Source organism: Rhodococcus sp. KRD197, from assembly GCF_017168235.1.
Lineage (GTDB): Bacteria > Actinomycetota > Actinomycetes > Mycobacteriales > Mycobacteriaceae > Rhodococcoides.
In genome coordinates this window covers 103,392-116,858 of sequence record NZ_JABFAO010000006.1, presented here as the reverse complement: position 1 = coordinate 116,858, position 13,467 = coordinate 103,392, and the positions used below count along the sequence as shown (strand labels likewise).

Below are 13,467 nucleotides of genomic sequence, written 5' to 3'. Positions count from 1 at the left end.
TGTCTGTTTCCCGTGGTGCTTATGCTCGAAACTCATGACGCTGGTGATTCCGTGAACCCGATATCCAAGGAGGAGTGGCGGAGCCGTGTCTTGACTCGCCGTCGCGCCGTCGACGCTGTGGTGCACGCCGAGGAATCTCTGAAACTGTGTCATGCCGCAGCCGAACTGGCGCGCGGAGCGACTGCTGTGGCGGCGTACGTCCCTGTCGGCAGCGAGCCGGGCTCGCTCGATCTACTCGACGCACTGAAGTCGGTATCCCCCACGGTCCTGGTTCCCATAGCCCGTGAACCAGGGCCTTTGCACTGGGCAGAGTACATAGGCCGCGGCAGTCTGAGGGCGGCTCCCTATGGTTTGTCCGAGCCCACGGGACCGATTCTGGGCCCTGAGTCCGTCACGCGCTGCGAGGTGGTGTTCGTCCCCGCTCTGGCGGTCGATTTCCGCGGTGTGAGACTGGGAAGGGGCGCCGGTTTCTATGATCGGACGCTGGATCTCGTTGTCCCGGGCATACCGATTGTCGCGGTGGTGCGTGACGGGGAATTGGTCGAAGAACTCCCCGAGGAACAGCACGATCGCCGCGCCTCGCACGCATTGACACCGAACAGGGGGTCGGTGGCGTTGACTCGGGAATAGATGCCCGAATGGCTAGGTTGGCAGTCGTGTATGTAGAGTGCTAATGCTCTGTCTTGTTCGGCAAAGTACCATCTGTTTTTCGGCACACCAATCGTGGGGGAAAGCCGCTCGACCGAGCATCACCCCCCGGCGACATCTCCTTGGTGACCAGTGGACCAGCGCGGAGGAACCATCGATGCCCACCTATTCGTACGCCTGCACCGAATGCGACAACCGGTTCGACATCGTGCAGTCGTTCAGCGAAGACTCGCTGACCGTGTGCCCGCAGTGCACCGGCAAGCTGAGAAAGCTGTTCAACTCCGTTGGGATCGTATTCAAGGGCAGCGGATTCTACCGGACAGACAGCCGTAGCGGATCGAGCACGGTCAGCGAAAGCTCCGGTGAGTCCAAGAGCGATTCTGCTCCGGTCAAGACCGAAGCCACCGCCTCGAAGGACTCCTCGAGCAGCTCTTCTGCCAAGCCCAGCACCTCGACTCCGACGCCAGCGAAGGCCGCCGCCAGCTCATAGTTCTCCCGTTCGTCCACAGGCCCCGGTTCTATCCACAGCCGGGGCCTGTTCGGCGCTTCGGCGACGCGTGTGTGCCGATAGCGTGCTCGACATGCCGCTCAGCTCGCCTGCCCCCAAGAAATCGACGCGTCTCGACGCCACCGTGCTGGACCGGATCCTCGCCCGACCCGGCTGGAGCAGGACCATCCTTGTCAGACGCGTGGCCGCAGCGTCGCTCGCGCTGACCGCCGTGGTGATGTTCGCACGGGATGCGGCCGCCACCGATCACGTCCGCGTTCTCGTCGCAGCGCACGATCTCACCCCAGGCGCCACGCTCGGGTCCGAGGACGTGCGGATCGCGGAGTTCTCCCCAACCACGGTTCCCGACGGCGCGCTGGAGTCATTGGACGACATCGGCGCACGCACCGTGGCGGGTCCAGTACGCGCGGGCGAGCCCATCACCGACGTTCGACTGTTGTCGTCCCGGTTGGCGGAGTCTGCGATCGACGCGCCCGATGCGCGCATCGTCCCGGTGCGGTTGAGCGACGCCGGGGTGACGAACCTGTTGCGGTCCGGCGACACAGTCGACGTGCTGACCGTCGGCGAAGGAGATGACGACCGCGCCGCGCGGGTGCTGGCGAGCAAGGCTGTGGTGATACTGGTTTCGTCGGAGAACTCCAGCCGACGGGGCACCGACCCTGTGGTTCTCGTAGCCATGTCGCCTGAGGACGCCACGACGGTAGCGGCCGCATCACTCACGAGCGCCCTGACGGTGACGTTCCACTGAAGTCAGTTGCCTGCGAGTCAGTTGCTTGCGGCTACATCCTCGTTGGGCTGACGGGTGCCGGAATCTCCCTGAACAACCTCGGCCGGCTTTGCGGCAGCGGGGGCCTCCACTCGACCGACGAACGTGGCGAAATGGGTGAAGACCAGGGCGCCGATGGAGTCAGTGAAGACGATACGAACGCTGAAGACATCGTCGCCGTCGACGATCTCGTGCGTTTCGATGAACACGTCGCTGTGCAGAGCATCATTCGATCGCATGGGACGGTGCTCGATGATCCGCTGCTCCGAGAGCCGCAGGACATAGCAGTCGTAGTCTGCGAACACATCGCGAACTACATGCAGTGCCGCCGAGGTCCCCAGGTTTCGGTACGCCTCGTCTCGGTGGGCGTAGTCCTCCACATCCGATTTGTGTGGGTACATCCGCAGCAACGCCGACTCGCTCGCAAGCGCACCCTCGGGATCGTGGTATAGCGAGAGTCGGTGGCGCTTGCCGAGAACGCGCTCGATCCAATCGCTGGACGGCGCTGCATCCCCTGCTCTGTGACGGCCCATAAAACTGATCGTAACGTGCCTGGACGACAAGAACCTACTTTGTAGCAACTCACAATCTTGGTGTAATCGCAAAGTAACCACCTCTGGCGGTGACGCCGTCGATCGCGTCACCGCCAGAGGTGGTTAGTGCGTTGCTCAGCCGATGCTGAAGGGCTGACCCCACAGGGTCACCGTGGACGTCACGGCATCGTTTTCGATGGTGACGTTGACGTAAGAGCGCGCTTCCGCGAACCCGGCGCAACCCGAGACACCGATCGTCTCGTCGGCGTATGTGAATCCGCCACCGCTACCCGAGAAGTCGAAATCGTTCGAGGTCTCCGTAGCGACAGTGACGCCGTCGATCTTGGCGTCGGTCTCGTCGGCGACGAGCTTGATGTCGTTGAGCTGACCTGGCGCGAGATCCAGATTGACGCCGGCGCCGATGTCATACGTATTCGGCTGCGTGCGTGTGATTTCGAGCGAGGATATGTCACCAGGGTCGACGCTGATCGTGTTGCCCTGGCCGAACGAACCTTCGACGCCACCGCTGATGCCGGCAGCGAAGTCCACCTGGCAGCCGACCAAGAAGCCCGGCTCGATGGAACCGCCACCGGGGTTGGACGTTTCGACGGTGTAGTTGCCGGTGACCCACACGTTGCGCTGCGTCGGCGTTGCGCCCATCGAAGGCGAGATGAGGCCGCTCTGACCGAATCCCTTGACGGTGACGACGGTGCCGTCGATCAGCGTCTTGGTGATCTCGTTGTCCGCGAGCGGGACGAAGGTGTCTGCGCTCGCCGCGCCTGCGGACCAGAAGCTGAGTGCGATGGCGCCGGCTGCGCCGAGTGCAGCGATGCGTGTCGCAGCAGTCTTGTTGTTCTTCACGGTCTTTGTTCCCCTCGTAAGGTCCTGCGAAGTCAAAATGTCCAGCGAAGATCGTCGACGTACGCGCGATCAGCCGAGGCTGAAGGGCTGGCCGTAGAGGGTGCCTTTGTAGCGGTAGTCACCGGTGAGCTCGAGCGTGGTGTACGAGCGAGCCTGTGCGTATCCGCCGCAGTTCTGAACGGAGATAGCGACATCCTGGTACTGAATCGCGGTGACCGGTCCGCTGACGTCCTTGGACGCGATTTCTACTGCAGCAACCTCGCGATCCTTCAGTGGTACCTCGAAGCTGGCACCGCCGCCGATGGTGTTGGTGGTCTCGCCTTCACCGCCGATGAGGAAAGGAATGGGGAACAGCGTGATGATGTTGGTGTTGCCACCTTCGATACCGGCACCGAAGTCCAGGCCGAAGCTCAAATCGTCCATGTCGAGCTGGCAGCCGACGAGGTAGCCGGTTGTCAGGGTGCCTTCTGCGCCTTCGGGAACCTCGGACATCGCAGTTCCGGTGGCCCAGGCGTTGCGGTTGAGTCCGTTGAACGCGATCTGCGGTGCAACCTTGGCAGATTCGTCGAAGTGCGCGATCTTGTACGGCCCCGCAACCTTCTCACCGGGAGCAAGTGGGACGAAGGTTTCGGCGTTGGCCGATCCGGCCGACATCAGGCCTACCGCCATCGATGCCGCTGCACCGAGCGCAGCTATGCGACCGATTCTGCGAAGTCCGGACAGGCGAGGCAGCCCGGGAAAGCGAGACTCGTTCATGGTTCCCCTCAAAAAACAGTGAATCCGACCGCCTCGACTTACACACCGAGACTCATTCCTGGGGAAGAATACGGGACGATCTGTTCTTCGTCACCATTAATGGGTAACAACTTTCGTTCGCAACGGTCAATTTCTGTTACGCGCCATACTGCAGCGAGCAGCCGGGTGTGAGAGGTTCTGCGAAGGGCACCGAATCGGCTAGCCTCGTTCTCCTCACGACCACTAGATCCGTCGGACTCCCGGGAGGGCACATGCTCAAAGGCTTCAAGGACTTCCTCCTCCGAGGAAACGTCGTCGATCTCGCCGTCGCCGTGGTTGTCGGCGCAGCTTTCACCGCCATCGTCACCGCGTTCACCTCCAACATCGTCAACCCGATGGTCGCTGCCCTCGGTGGATCGAACGAGTACGGCTGGGGCTTTCAAATCACCTCCAGTCCCGAGACTTTCGTGAACGTCGGGGCGATCATCACCGCGATCATCAACTTCATCATCATCGCGGCAGTCGTCTACTTCGTCCTCATTCTTCCGGTCAACACCGCCAAGAAGCGATTCGTCAGTCAGCCCGAAAAGGAGCTGAGCGACGTCGACGTTCTGGTTCAGATCCGCGACATTCTCGCGGGTGGAACCGAGGTGGGACGCAAGCTCTCGACACCGGCGGACGACACCGGTGGCAGCGGTGAATCACCCACGGACCTGGGCGAGTCCGGCGGCGGGCAGCACAGCAAGTAACAGTCGGACGAACATCGAAAAGCCCGTTTGCACTGAATACTCAGCGCAAACGGGCTTTTCGCTGTCTTGGGCGATCGGCGGTATCGATCCGAGAACGACGCGACCGCGACTTGTCTAGAACCTCTGTAGCGGGAATTCTGCCAGAGTGATTGTGGTGCCGTCGCTCTCGCAAGCCGAGGCTACGGCGGCGGCGTTGTCGACGAACGCCTGGCCGGATTCGCTGTCCGCTTCGGTGAGTTCGAGCGAGTCGGCCGGGAGCGCATCGACGAGCGCTTGAATCTGCACCTGGACATCATCGGTGGCGGTGCCTGCGAGCGATCGAATCTCGGCGATGGAGGCATCCTTGTCTGCAGTCCACTGCTCGACATCACCGTCCGTAGGTCCAGCTGCGGTGAGCTCGGCCAGTTGGTCGTGGGCGGCGCCGAATTGCTGGCACGCGTCAGCATTGGCGGCATCGCCGTCGGAATCGCTGCTGCACCCGGTCAGCGCGATCAACGCGGTGATCGCCACCGCGGACATCAAAGTGGAACGCATCGTCTTGAATCAGCCTTATCTCGTGGCCGGAGCCGCGGGGCTCGGCAATTCGGATCGTCAACTGTCGGTGGGACGCACAAATCGGGCCCGCCCGGAATATTCCGGACGGGCCCGATTGCGTCAGCGCGTCAGCACTGGGTGAAGCTCGAGCTCAACTGATGGAGATCAGTTGAAGGTCCACGGTGCACCGTAGGTGACAGCAACATCACCGGTGGAGCTGATGACCGCGACGTACGGGCGAACGCGGACGTTGCCGAGGATGCCGGTCGCGGTGCCGTGCAGGTTTGCAACCTGGATGGTGCCGCTGGGGCCCTCTGCGTCACCCTCGCTGCCGGTGATGTCGGCGGAATCGTCGACGATCGCGTAAGCGCTCTCCGACTGCACGACGCCGGGGCCGGGCTCGATTGCGACCTCGAAGTCAGCGGTAGGAATAAGCTGAGCCTCCGCTCCGATGCCAACGTCGATCGGAAGGCTGGGATCAATGTCGCCCTCCGGAAGGTTGAAGGGATCGAACGAGAATCCGGTGCCAGCTTCTGCAGTGATGCTGGGGGTTCCCCAACCGATGGAGAGCGATCCACCGAGGCTGGCCGGGTAGCCGACCTGGTAGCCGATCTTGACGGTGCCCTCGAAGTCGTCGGCGTCAGGTCCGGTAACTTCCCAGCCTGCAACGCCGTTGGCGAACCACTCACGAGTGAGCGGGTTGCCGTCCAGCGGCGGAACGCTGTTGAGGAACGTGTCGGACAGCGTCACGGTGATGAGGTTGCCATTGGCATCCACAACCGAGTTCGTGCTGTCTACAGCTGCGGACGCGGTACCCGTACCGAGCACCAGGCCGACAACCGAAGCGCCGGCAACAACTGCGGCGCCCATGGACTTCAGTCCACGGCTACGCCGCGGCTTCTGGATCTCCGTCATTTAATTCCTCATCATGTTCAGTCCCAGCGCATTTGCGCGGGAAGCTTGTGGCTTTCACCCTCGCGTCACACCGGCAGCATTGCCGAGGATCCCCGAGCAGAACCCGATCATCAGATCATGTTCGTGATAGTCCCGACACAGGAGCAGTGAGCGTGAAGGTCCACGCTCTCGTGCCGGAAGCTGAGGGCAACATTAGAGGAGTTGCAGGATCGTGACAATCCCTACGATCGCCGGTCGTACATGGCCGAATCGTGATGTGTTTCATGCATGTGAACACCAGTCACACCATACTGACAGGTAACCCGGATCACAGCTATCGCAGCCGTTTTCATTTCGTTACAAACCTCACCGAGGTGCACATGCGCCCTGAAATGCGGGGACTCTCCACAGATCCTTGTATACGGGTAGCGATACCCCCGAAGGTTATGACCCGAATGGGCGGCAGATCGACCCTCGAAGGCAACGCGATGTCCGTCCGGATTGGCTAACAGTGCGTAAACGAAACACGAACAACTCGGCCCCATGTCGAGAAAAATGTGGGGTGGATCACATCAAGCATGATGGGGTGGGCGCTCGCTCGCGAACCAATCGTCCGACCGACCGTCGCTCTCGGTCGGCCGATCGTCACCCGTCGACTCGGGCAGAACATCGCCGAAAATACGAGCGAGCCGGGCCCGTTGCGCACGGGCCCGGCTCGCGTCGTCTGATTCTGGTGAACAGTCCTCGGACATAGCTCTATTGTTCGTCGAGACCGGAGAGCTCGGAGATGACATGACCGGCGAGCGGCGTCAGCGTCGCCATGCCGTCACGGATCGCCGACCGGGAGGACGGCAGGTTGACCACCAGCGTGCTCCCCGAGACGCCGACGAGACCACGGGAGAGCCCGGCATCCAACGATCCGGCCGCGAGTCCCGAAGACCGAAGCGCCTCGCTGATGCCCGGAATCTCACGATCGAGCACCTCGGCCGTCACATCGGGGGTGACATCGCGAGGCGACACACCGGTCCCGCCGATGGACACCACCAGGTCGACACCGCCGATCACAGCCGTGTTGAGAGCATTACGCACGTCCACCTCGTCCGAGGTGACCGCGACGACGCCGTCGACCAAGAACCCCGCCTCCGTGAGCAGCTCTGTCACCAGCGGACCTGTCGAATCCTTCTCGTTGCTGTGCGCGGTCCGATCGTCGACGATCACTACCAATGCACGCCCAGCCAGTGCTGCCTCATGTTCCATACCGCTAACCGTAGTAGTAACGCCGTGCTGAGCCTCACGCTGTGCGTAAATCGTGGCGACGGTAGCCAGTCGATCAGTGAAAGTCAGCATCAGCGACCTCCGGGGAAGCCGGGGATCTGCAGCTGCGAACCCGACTCGGACGGTGCCTGCACCGCACCGGTCTGCGGCTCCGCCGTTCCCAGGGTGACGTCGACCGTCTGCTCCCTACCGCCAACGGTGTAAGTGATGGTGACGGAATCGCCCGGCACATGCGAGCGCACCGCTGCGATCAACGCGTCACCGCTCTCGATCACCCGGTCGTCCACCTTGGTGATGACCGCGCCCTGCGGAATTCCGGCAGCTTCCGCGGGCCCGCCCTCGGTGACCTCGACGACGGTGGCGCCGTTCGCGTCATCCCGAGAGGGCACCTGCACACCGATCATCGCCTGCGTCGCCTGGCCGGTGGTCGCCAACTCGTCGGCGATGCGCTTGGCCTGATCGACAGGAATGGCGAAGCCGAGCCCGATGGATCCACTCTGCGCGCCGGAGGAACTGCCACCGAGCGAGGCGATGGCGGTATTGATACCGATCAGTTGACCATCGGTATTGACGAGCGCGCCACCGGAATTGCCCGGATTGATCGCGGCATCGGTCTGGATGGCATCGATCACGGAGTTCTGATTTCCGGCTTCACCGCTGGTCGATACCGGACGGTTGAGCGAGGACACAATACCCGTGGTGACGGTCCCGGCCAAGCCCAGAGGCGAACCGATCGCAACGACCTGCTGACCGACCTGCAGATTGGACGAGGACCCGAGTTCGATCGGCGTCAGGTCCGTTCGTCCCTCGGCCTTGATGACGGCGATGTCCGAGACCGCGTCGGCTCCGACGAGCGTCGCGTCCGCGGTGGTGCCGTCGGCGAACGAGACGGTGAGCTTGCCGTTGGCACCGGCCCCGGTTGCGACATGGTTGTTGGTCAGGATGAGACCGTCCGAGGAGAGAATCACACCGGATCCCTCACCCTCGGCCTGATTTCCGACGACCTCGATCTGCACGACGCTCGGCAACACCTTGTTCGCGACGGCCTGGATGGAGCCGTCAGGAATGTTGGCTGCCGGCTGCGCGGCCGTGATGGTGGAGTTCAGGGAGTTGGTCGCGCCTCCTGCACCGTTCCCGCCGCCGGCCGCGTAAACACCGATGGCACCACCGATTCCGCCGCCGACAAGGACCAGCGCAAGGGCCCCGGCAACGAGAGTCGCGCGGCCCGGTCGAGCCTTCGTCGTCGCGGACCCATGCTGTGGTGTGGGAGCCGCATGCTGCTGGGGAGTTGCGTGCTGGTTGTACCCATCGCCCCGCTGGTATGGATTGCCCTGCTGGTACGGATACTGGCCGTGCGCGGGATTGCCGTACGGCCCCTGCGGACGTTGCCCGAATGCACCGGGTTGGGTGGGGAACTGCTGTGTCGGGTTGTTCTGCGCGGGGTTGTTCTGCGCGGGGTCGTTACGATCGTCGGTCATCTGCAGTCGCTTCTTTCACTAAAACCTCGCCCTTCGAGGTCGCCTGCCTTCTCGACGACTACCTTGCCGGGTGGTACTGAGAAGGCGCTGAGATGCACCTATCAGTTTCCCGTGACTGTCCACAGCGCCCGCACCAGCTACGGCTCAGGGAATTTCGATGCCTGTCGCTGGTTCGCCGGGCAGGACGATACGGATGAGTGCGCCGCCGCGGTCGGACACCTCGACGCCGATGGTGCCGCCGTGTTTGATCACGACCTGCCGAACGATGGCCAGGCCGAGACCCGAACCCGGCATCGAACGTGACACCGTCGAGCGATAGAACCGCTCGAACACAAGCTCGCGATCCTCCTCGGGAATGCCAGGGCCGGCATCGTCGACGGTGAGTTCCATCAGCCCGTCACCGAGCCTGCGCATCACCACGCGAACCTCGCCGCCGGTGGGACTCCACTTGGCCGCGTTGTCCAAAACGTTGAGCACCGCGCGAGAGAGGCCGGCCTGATCCCCGTAGACGAACCACGGCTCCAGCGTCGCATCGAAGTCGATCTCGTTGCGACGACGCCGAGCTCGTTCGAGGCTGCGCTCCACAGCCTCGGCCAGATCCACTCTCTCGTACACCGTTTCCGGGGCGTCCTCGCGGGCAAGATCCACCAGATCGCCCACCAACGTGGACAATTCCTGAATCTGCGCGACGACATCGGAACGGAGTTCGGCCATGTCCTCCTCCGGGATCGCCGGTGCCCCGGGCCGACCCGATGCGATGAGCAGTTCCATGTTGGTCCGCAGTGAAGTCAACGGTGTCCGCAGTTCATGTCCGGCGTCGGCGACGAGTCGGCCCTGCCGCTCCCGTGATTCCGCCAGTGCGCGCAGCATCGTGTTGAAGCTTTCGGTCAGGCGCGCCAATTCGTCGTCACCTGTCACCGGAATCGGAGTGAGATCGTCGGTGCGCGCGACTCGCTCGGCGGCGGCAGTCAAACGTGCGATCGGCCGTAAACCGGTGCGGCCGACTGCCATACCAGCACCCGCAGCCAGCACCACCCCGAAAGCGCCGACCACCAACAGCACCCACGCAAGCCGATCCAACACCGCCCCGGTGGGCGAAAGGCGCTGTGCGATAACAACGGTACTGCCATCCTGGGTGCGCTGACTCAGCACGCGCTGATCGTCGACCGTGCGCAACGACATATCCGACAGGCCTCGGGCTACCGCGAGCTCCGGACTACCGATGGGCACCTGCGATCCGGGCGGAACGTACTTGGTCAGATCCGAGAAGATCAACGCCACGGACACATCGGTGCTGTACAGGGTGGCGCCGGCGACGTAGCGAGGGTCGAATGTGACCACCCGAGAGTTGATGAGTGCGTCGGACCGGGTGCGCAACTGCGTATCGACATCGCCGTACAACGCCCGCGAGACCACCGCGTACGCGGCGATGGCCATCACAGCGACAGCGATGGCCACCACCGACGCCGCCAGCAGCGTCACCCGCCACCGCAGCGACACGGTGCGCGTGAGCGGCATCGGCGGACGCATCACCAATTCGTCCGACACCGCCGGACGTCGCCCCGATGAATCGACCATCACGGAGGCGTCTCACGCAGGACATATCCGACGCCTCGGACGGTGTGAATCAATCGCGACTCCCCCTCCGCCTCAGTCTTGCGCCGCAGGTAGCCGACATAGACCTCGAGGGCGTTGCCCGACGTCGGGAAGTCGTAGCCCCAGACCTCCTCGAGGATCCGGCTGCGCGTGAGAACCCGTCTCGGGTTCATCAGCAGCATCTCCATCAGCGAGAACTCGGTGCGAGTCAAACTGATCGAACGCTCACCGCGAGTCACCTCGCGGGTCACCGGGTCGAGCGTCAGATCGGCGAACTCGAGCGCCTCGGACTCGCCCTCCGCCTCCATGGCCGTCCGCCGAAGCAGAGCCCGCAGACGTGCGAGCAACTCCTCCAGCGCGAACGGCTTGGGCAGATAGTCGTCAGCACCGGCGTCCAGACCCGCCACCCGCTCGGAGACCGAGTCGCGCGCCGTGAGCACCAGAATGGGCAGGTCGTCGCCCGTGCTGCGCAGCCTCCGGCACACCTCCAAGCCGTCCAGACGAGGCATCATCACGTCCAACACCAGGGCGTCGGGACGCGCGGCTGCCACTTTCTCGAGGGCATCGAGCCCGTCGACCGCAAGCTCGACGGTGTAGCCGTTGAAGGTGAGCGACCTGCGGAGCGAGTCGCGAACCGCTCGATCGTCGTCGACAACCAGAATACGCATTGTCACAGTTTGTCCTGAAGGACTGAGATATGTCTGAGAAGGGTCGGTTCAGCGCCCTATTCCTCGTCCGGGACGCGTCTGGCGATGGGGAGATTCCAGCGCCTCCACAGCGCGAGTAGCCGCAGTCCCGTCGCTACGACGGTCCCGACGATCAACCCCACGTTCTCGGGCAGACCCAGGCCCTCGACCACCGCGACGATCGACGACCCCAGCAGCGCCGGAATCGCGTACAGGTCGCGGCGCAGCAGCAGTGGCACCTCGTTGACCAGGATGTCGCGGATGACGCCACCCGCCACCGCCGTCGTCGCACCGATCAGGCAGGCGGAGAGCGAACTCCCCCCGGCGGCCAGCGCGATCGAGGCACCCGTGGACGCGAACAGGCCCATCCCGAAGGCGTCGAAGAGCAACATGCCCTTCCACACCCGATTCATCGCGGGATGGGCCACGAACACGATCAACGACGCTGCCAGCCCCACCGCGAGGTTCGGCCACTGATCCAGCGAGGTCGGCGGATGGATGCCGAGCAGGACATCGCGGATGATGCCACCGCCGATACCCGTCGTGATGCCCACAACACACACACCGAACAAGTCGAGGCGTTTGCGCACACCGATGAGGGCGCCCGACGCAGCGAACACCGCAATACCCACATAGTTCAGGACATCGACCAACACGGAGTAAGGGTCGCACGAGAGCGGGTCCAGAAACCGGTGGACTACCTGCTCGAGCTAGTCGAGGGTGCGCTATGGGTGTGCGCGGGTTATGCCGCGTTCGATTGCGGCGATGATTTGTGGTCTGAGTTCGGCGGCGGGGACGATGTGGTGGACGGATCCGACTTGTTGGGCTCGTTGGATGTTGTGGATGGTTTCGAATTCGGATGCGCGCTCGGAATCGGTATGCAACGCCACCGTCCGGATACCGTAGTCGTACTCGGCGTTGAGTTCCTTCACAGCCCTGATCAGGCGAACCGCCGCCTCACCCCTGTTGACTACTGCAATCCGCTTGAACACCGTGGCTCCTCGATAGGTATAAGTTCTACGGTCGATACGCTTCGGGCGCTCGCAGGGTGTGACCGATCTGAAATGGTCAGCAAAGTCGAACGCAAGGCAAGAGGACAGCTCAAAGATCAAGCAAGAGAATGGACGACGCCGAGGCGCGAGAGACGCACACCATCATCGACTCCCCACGAGCGCGTTCCTCGTCGGAGAGCACGGAGTCACGATGAATCGGAACGCCATCGAGAACTTTGATCTCGCAAGTGGAACAGGTGCCCTCTCGGCATGACGTCGACACCGACACACCCGATCGCTCCAGCGCGTCTGCCAACGACTGTTCGGACTCGACGCGAATCACTTTGCCAGTGCTCGCGATCCGAACGTCGAACGGGACATCCGGCCCGTCGAATGCGTTCGCTCGGGGAGCGAATCGTTCGACATGCAAGCTGCCCTCGGCGATACTCTCGACCGCCGCAAGTAGCGGTTCCGGTCCACAGCAGTAGATCTCCGTCTGCGGACCCACTCCGGTCACGATCTCCGCCAGTGGAAGAAGTCCGACTTCGTCCTGCGGGAGAATGGCCACGCGATCCCCGTACGCTGACAGTTCCTCGGTGAACCCCATTGTCGCGCGGGACCGTCCGCCATAGAACAAGCGCCAGTCAGCACCGGCCCGCTCCACCGCTGCGATCATCGGGATCAGTGGGGTGATTCCAATACCCCCGGCAACGAACGCATACCGTGCAGATTCGACAAGCGGAAAGTTGTTGCGCGGCATCGACACCGACAGCGTAGCGCCGGGATGCGCGTGCTCGTGCAAGAACCTCGAACCACCCCGGCCGCCTTGCTCGTTCAGTACGCCGATTCGCCACCGCTGCCTGCTCTCCGGCGATCCGCACAGGGAGTACTGCCGAACCTCATCGACGCCGACTCCGACATCGATATGCGCTCCTGCGTGCCACTCGGGAAGAACGCCTCCCTCAGGAAGCTCGAGCTCGAGCGAGACTACGTCGGTGGCCTCGAGCGTTCGTTCGACGACGATCACAGTGAATCGGCCGGCTTCCAACATAGGTCTCGAACTCCTTCGATTGCTCACAGCAGCAAGTAGTGGATGCAGCTCGAGTCTGATGCGGTCGCCGCGCATGTCGCACAGCGACTCTCTTCATCCGATTCAAACGATCGGCATCAGCTATCACGGCAGCCCTCGAGGACAGGCCCAACGAGACTCGG

17 protein-coding genes are annotated in these 13,467 nt (G+C 63.1%); 4 read left to right on the top strand and 13 right to left on the bottom strand.

The annotated features are described in order from the left end of the window. The first annotated feature begins 21 nt into the window (after window positions 1–21). The 3 genes from J1M86_RS12930 (at window position 22) to J1M86_RS12920 (ending at window position 1,904) form a co-directional block, all read left to right on the top strand. Entirely contained in the window at window positions 22–630 is a 609-nt protein-coding gene (locus J1M86_RS12930) for a 5-formyltetrahydrofolate cyclo-ligase (protein WP_206510180.1), read from the top strand. Window positions 631–805: 175 nt separating this feature from the next. Next, window positions 806–1,138: an FmdB family zinc ribbon protein gene (locus tag J1M86_RS12925; RefSeq protein WP_206510179.1), complete on the top strand. Its 333-nt coding sequence runs from the start codon at window positions 806–808 to the stop codon at window positions 1,136–1,138. Window positions 1,139–1,229: 91 nt separating this feature from the next. Further along, on the top strand, window positions 1,230–1,904 hold the full coding sequence (locus J1M86_RS12920; RefSeq protein WP_075837369.1) for an SAF domain-containing protein: 675 nt from the start codon (window positions 1,230–1,232) through the stop codon (window positions 1,902–1,904). Between the two features lie 17 nt (window positions 1,905–1,921). Here the strand turns inward: J1M86_RS12920 and J1M86_RS12915 are convergent, their stop codons facing one another. The 3 genes from J1M86_RS12915 to J1M86_RS12905 form a co-directional block, all read right to left on the bottom strand. Continuing rightward, on the bottom strand, window positions 1,922–2,455 hold the full coding sequence (locus tag J1M86_RS12915; protein WP_230558337.1) for a hypothetical protein: 534 nt from the start codon (window positions 2,453–2,455) through the stop codon (window positions 1,922–1,924). Window positions 2,456–2,590: 135 nt separating this feature from the next. Next, window positions 2,591–3,316 (bottom strand): MspA family porin, encoded by a 726-nt coding sequence (locus J1M86_RS12910; protein WP_206510178.1) that lies wholly within the window; start codon window positions 3,314–3,316, stop codon window positions 2,591–2,593. 69 nt (window positions 3,317–3,385) lie between these two features. Beyond that, the gene (locus J1M86_RS12905; RefSeq protein WP_206510177.1) at window positions 3,386–4,072 is read right to left on the bottom strand and encodes an MspA family porin; all 687 of its coding nucleotides are present in this window, start codon (window positions 4,070–4,072) and stop codon (window positions 3,386–3,388) included. Between the two features lie 251 nt (window positions 4,073–4,323). On the opposite strand from J1M86_RS12905, the gene mscL reads away from it, so the two are divergent. After that, complete coding sequence (mscL, locus tag J1M86_RS12900) at window positions 4,324–4,800, top strand: large conductance mechanosensitive channel protein MscL (protein ID WP_075837250.1); 477 nt, start codon at window positions 4,324–4,326, stop codon at window positions 4,798–4,800. A 114-nt stretch (window positions 4,801–4,914) separates the two neighbouring features. Here the strand turns inward: mscL and J1M86_RS12895 are convergent, their stop codons facing one another. From J1M86_RS12895 to J1M86_RS12855, 10 genes are all read right to left on the bottom strand, one after another. Continuing rightward, window positions 4,915–5,334 (bottom strand): hypothetical protein, encoded by a 420-nt coding sequence (locus J1M86_RS12895; protein ID WP_206510176.1) that lies wholly within the window; start codon window positions 5,332–5,334, stop codon window positions 4,915–4,917. Between the two features lie 165 nt (window positions 5,335–5,499). Then, a complete protein-coding gene (locus J1M86_RS12890; protein WP_206510175.1) occupies window positions 5,500–6,249 on the bottom strand; it encodes an MspA family porin in 750 nt (249 codons plus the stop codon). Between the two features lie 551 nt (window positions 6,250–6,800). Continuing rightward, window positions 6,801–6,980: a hypothetical protein gene (locus J1M86_RS26365; RefSeq protein ID WP_230558340.1), complete on the bottom strand. Its 180-nt coding sequence runs from the start codon at window positions 6,978–6,980 to the stop codon at window positions 6,801–6,803. A gap of 4 nt (window positions 6,981–6,984) precedes the next feature. Continuing rightward, window positions 6,985–7,485, bottom strand: coding sequence for a molybdenum cofactor biosynthesis protein B (locus J1M86_RS12885; protein WP_187346655.1), 501 nt, complete (start codon window positions 7,483–7,485; stop codon window positions 6,985–6,987). Between the two features lie 89 nt (window positions 7,486–7,574). Then, complete coding sequence (locus J1M86_RS12880; RefSeq protein ID WP_206510174.1) at window positions 7,575–8,981, bottom strand: S1C family serine protease; 1,407 nt, start codon at window positions 8,979–8,981, stop codon at window positions 7,575–7,577. A 144-nt stretch (window positions 8,982–9,125) separates the two neighbouring features. After that, a complete protein-coding gene (locus J1M86_RS12875; protein ID WP_206510173.1) occupies window positions 9,126–10,559 on the bottom strand; it encodes a HAMP domain-containing sensor histidine kinase in 1,434 nt (477 codons plus the stop codon). After that, complete coding sequence (locus J1M86_RS12870; protein ID WP_075837254.1) at window positions 10,559–11,245, bottom strand: response regulator transcription factor; 687 nt, start codon at window positions 11,243–11,245, stop codon at window positions 10,559–10,561. The genes J1M86_RS12875 and J1M86_RS12870 overlap by 1 nt, the downstream gene beginning before the upstream one ends. A gap of 56 nt (window positions 11,246–11,301) precedes the next feature. Further along, the gene (locus tag J1M86_RS12865) at window positions 11,302–11,919 is read right to left on the bottom strand and encodes a trimeric intracellular cation channel family protein (protein WP_206510172.1); all 618 of its coding nucleotides are present in this window, start codon (window positions 11,917–11,919) and stop codon (window positions 11,302–11,304) included. Window positions 11,920–11,988: 69 nt separating this feature from the next. Continuing rightward, window positions 11,989–12,255, bottom strand: coding sequence for a biotin carboxylase N-terminal domain-containing protein (locus tag J1M86_RS12860; protein ID WP_206510171.1), 267 nt, complete (start codon window positions 12,253–12,255; stop codon window positions 11,989–11,991). Between the two features lie 109 nt (window positions 12,256–12,364). Further along, window positions 12,365–13,306 carry a PDR/VanB family oxidoreductase gene (locus J1M86_RS12855; protein ID WP_206510170.1) on the bottom strand — a complete coding sequence of 314 codons (942 nt, stop codon included), beginning with the start codon at window positions 13,304–13,306 and terminating at the stop codon, window positions 12,365–12,367. Window positions 13,307–13,467 lie beyond the last annotated feature (161 nt).

Excerpts from the sequence above, each read along its gene's own strand:
- J1M86_RS12885 (WP_187346655.1), bottom strand. The coding sequence starts at position 7,485 with ATGGAACATGAGGCAGCACTGGCTGGGCGTGCATTGGTAGTGATCGTC.
- J1M86_RS12930 (WP_206510180.1), top strand. The coding sequence starts at position 22 with ATGCTCGAAACTCATGACGCTGGTGATTCCGTGAACCCGATATCCAAG.
- J1M86_RS12895 (WP_206510176.1), bottom strand. The coding sequence starts at position 5,334 with ATGCGTTCCACTTTGATGTCCGCGGTGGCGATCACCGCGTTGATCGCG.
- J1M86_RS12855 (WP_206510170.1), bottom strand. The coding sequence starts at position 13,306 with ATGTTGGAAGCCGGCCGATTCACTGTGATCGTCGTCGAACGAACGCTC.
- J1M86_RS26365 (WP_230558340.1), bottom strand. The coding sequence starts at position 6,980 with ATGTCCGAGGACTGTTCACCAGAATCAGACGACGCGAGCCGGGCCCGT.
- J1M86_RS12875 (WP_206510173.1), bottom strand. The coding sequence starts at position 10,559 with ATGGTCGATTCATCGGGGCGACGTCCGGCGGTGTCGGACGAATTGGTG.
- J1M86_RS12880 (WP_206510174.1), bottom strand. The coding sequence starts at position 8,981 with ATGACCGACGATCGTAACGACCCCGCGCAGAACAACCCCGCGCAGAAC.
- J1M86_RS12890 (WP_206510175.1), bottom strand. The coding sequence starts at position 6,249 with ATGACGGAGATCCAGAAGCCGCGGCGTAGCCGTGGACTGAAGTCCATG.
- J1M86_RS12925 (WP_206510179.1), top strand. The coding sequence starts at position 806 with ATGCCCACCTATTCGTACGCCTGCACCGAATGCGACAACCGGTTCGAC.
- J1M86_RS12920 (WP_075837369.1), top strand. The coding sequence starts at position 1,230 with ATGCCGCTCAGCTCGCCTGCCCCCAAGAAATCGACGCGTCTCGACGCC.
- J1M86_RS12915 (WP_230558337.1), bottom strand. The coding sequence starts at position 2,455 with ATGGGCCGTCACAGAGCAGGGGATGCAGCGCCGTCCAGCGATTGGATC.
- J1M86_RS12905 (WP_206510177.1), bottom strand. The coding sequence starts at position 4,072 with ATGAACGAGTCTCGCTTTCCCGGGCTGCCTCGCCTGTCCGGACTTCGC.
- mscL (WP_075837250.1), top strand. The coding sequence starts at position 4,324 with ATGCTCAAAGGCTTCAAGGACTTCCTCCTCCGAGGAAACGTCGTCGAT.
- J1M86_RS12870 (WP_075837254.1), bottom strand. The coding sequence starts at position 11,245 with ATGCGTATTCTGGTTGTCGACGACGATCGAGCGGTTCGCGACTCGCTC.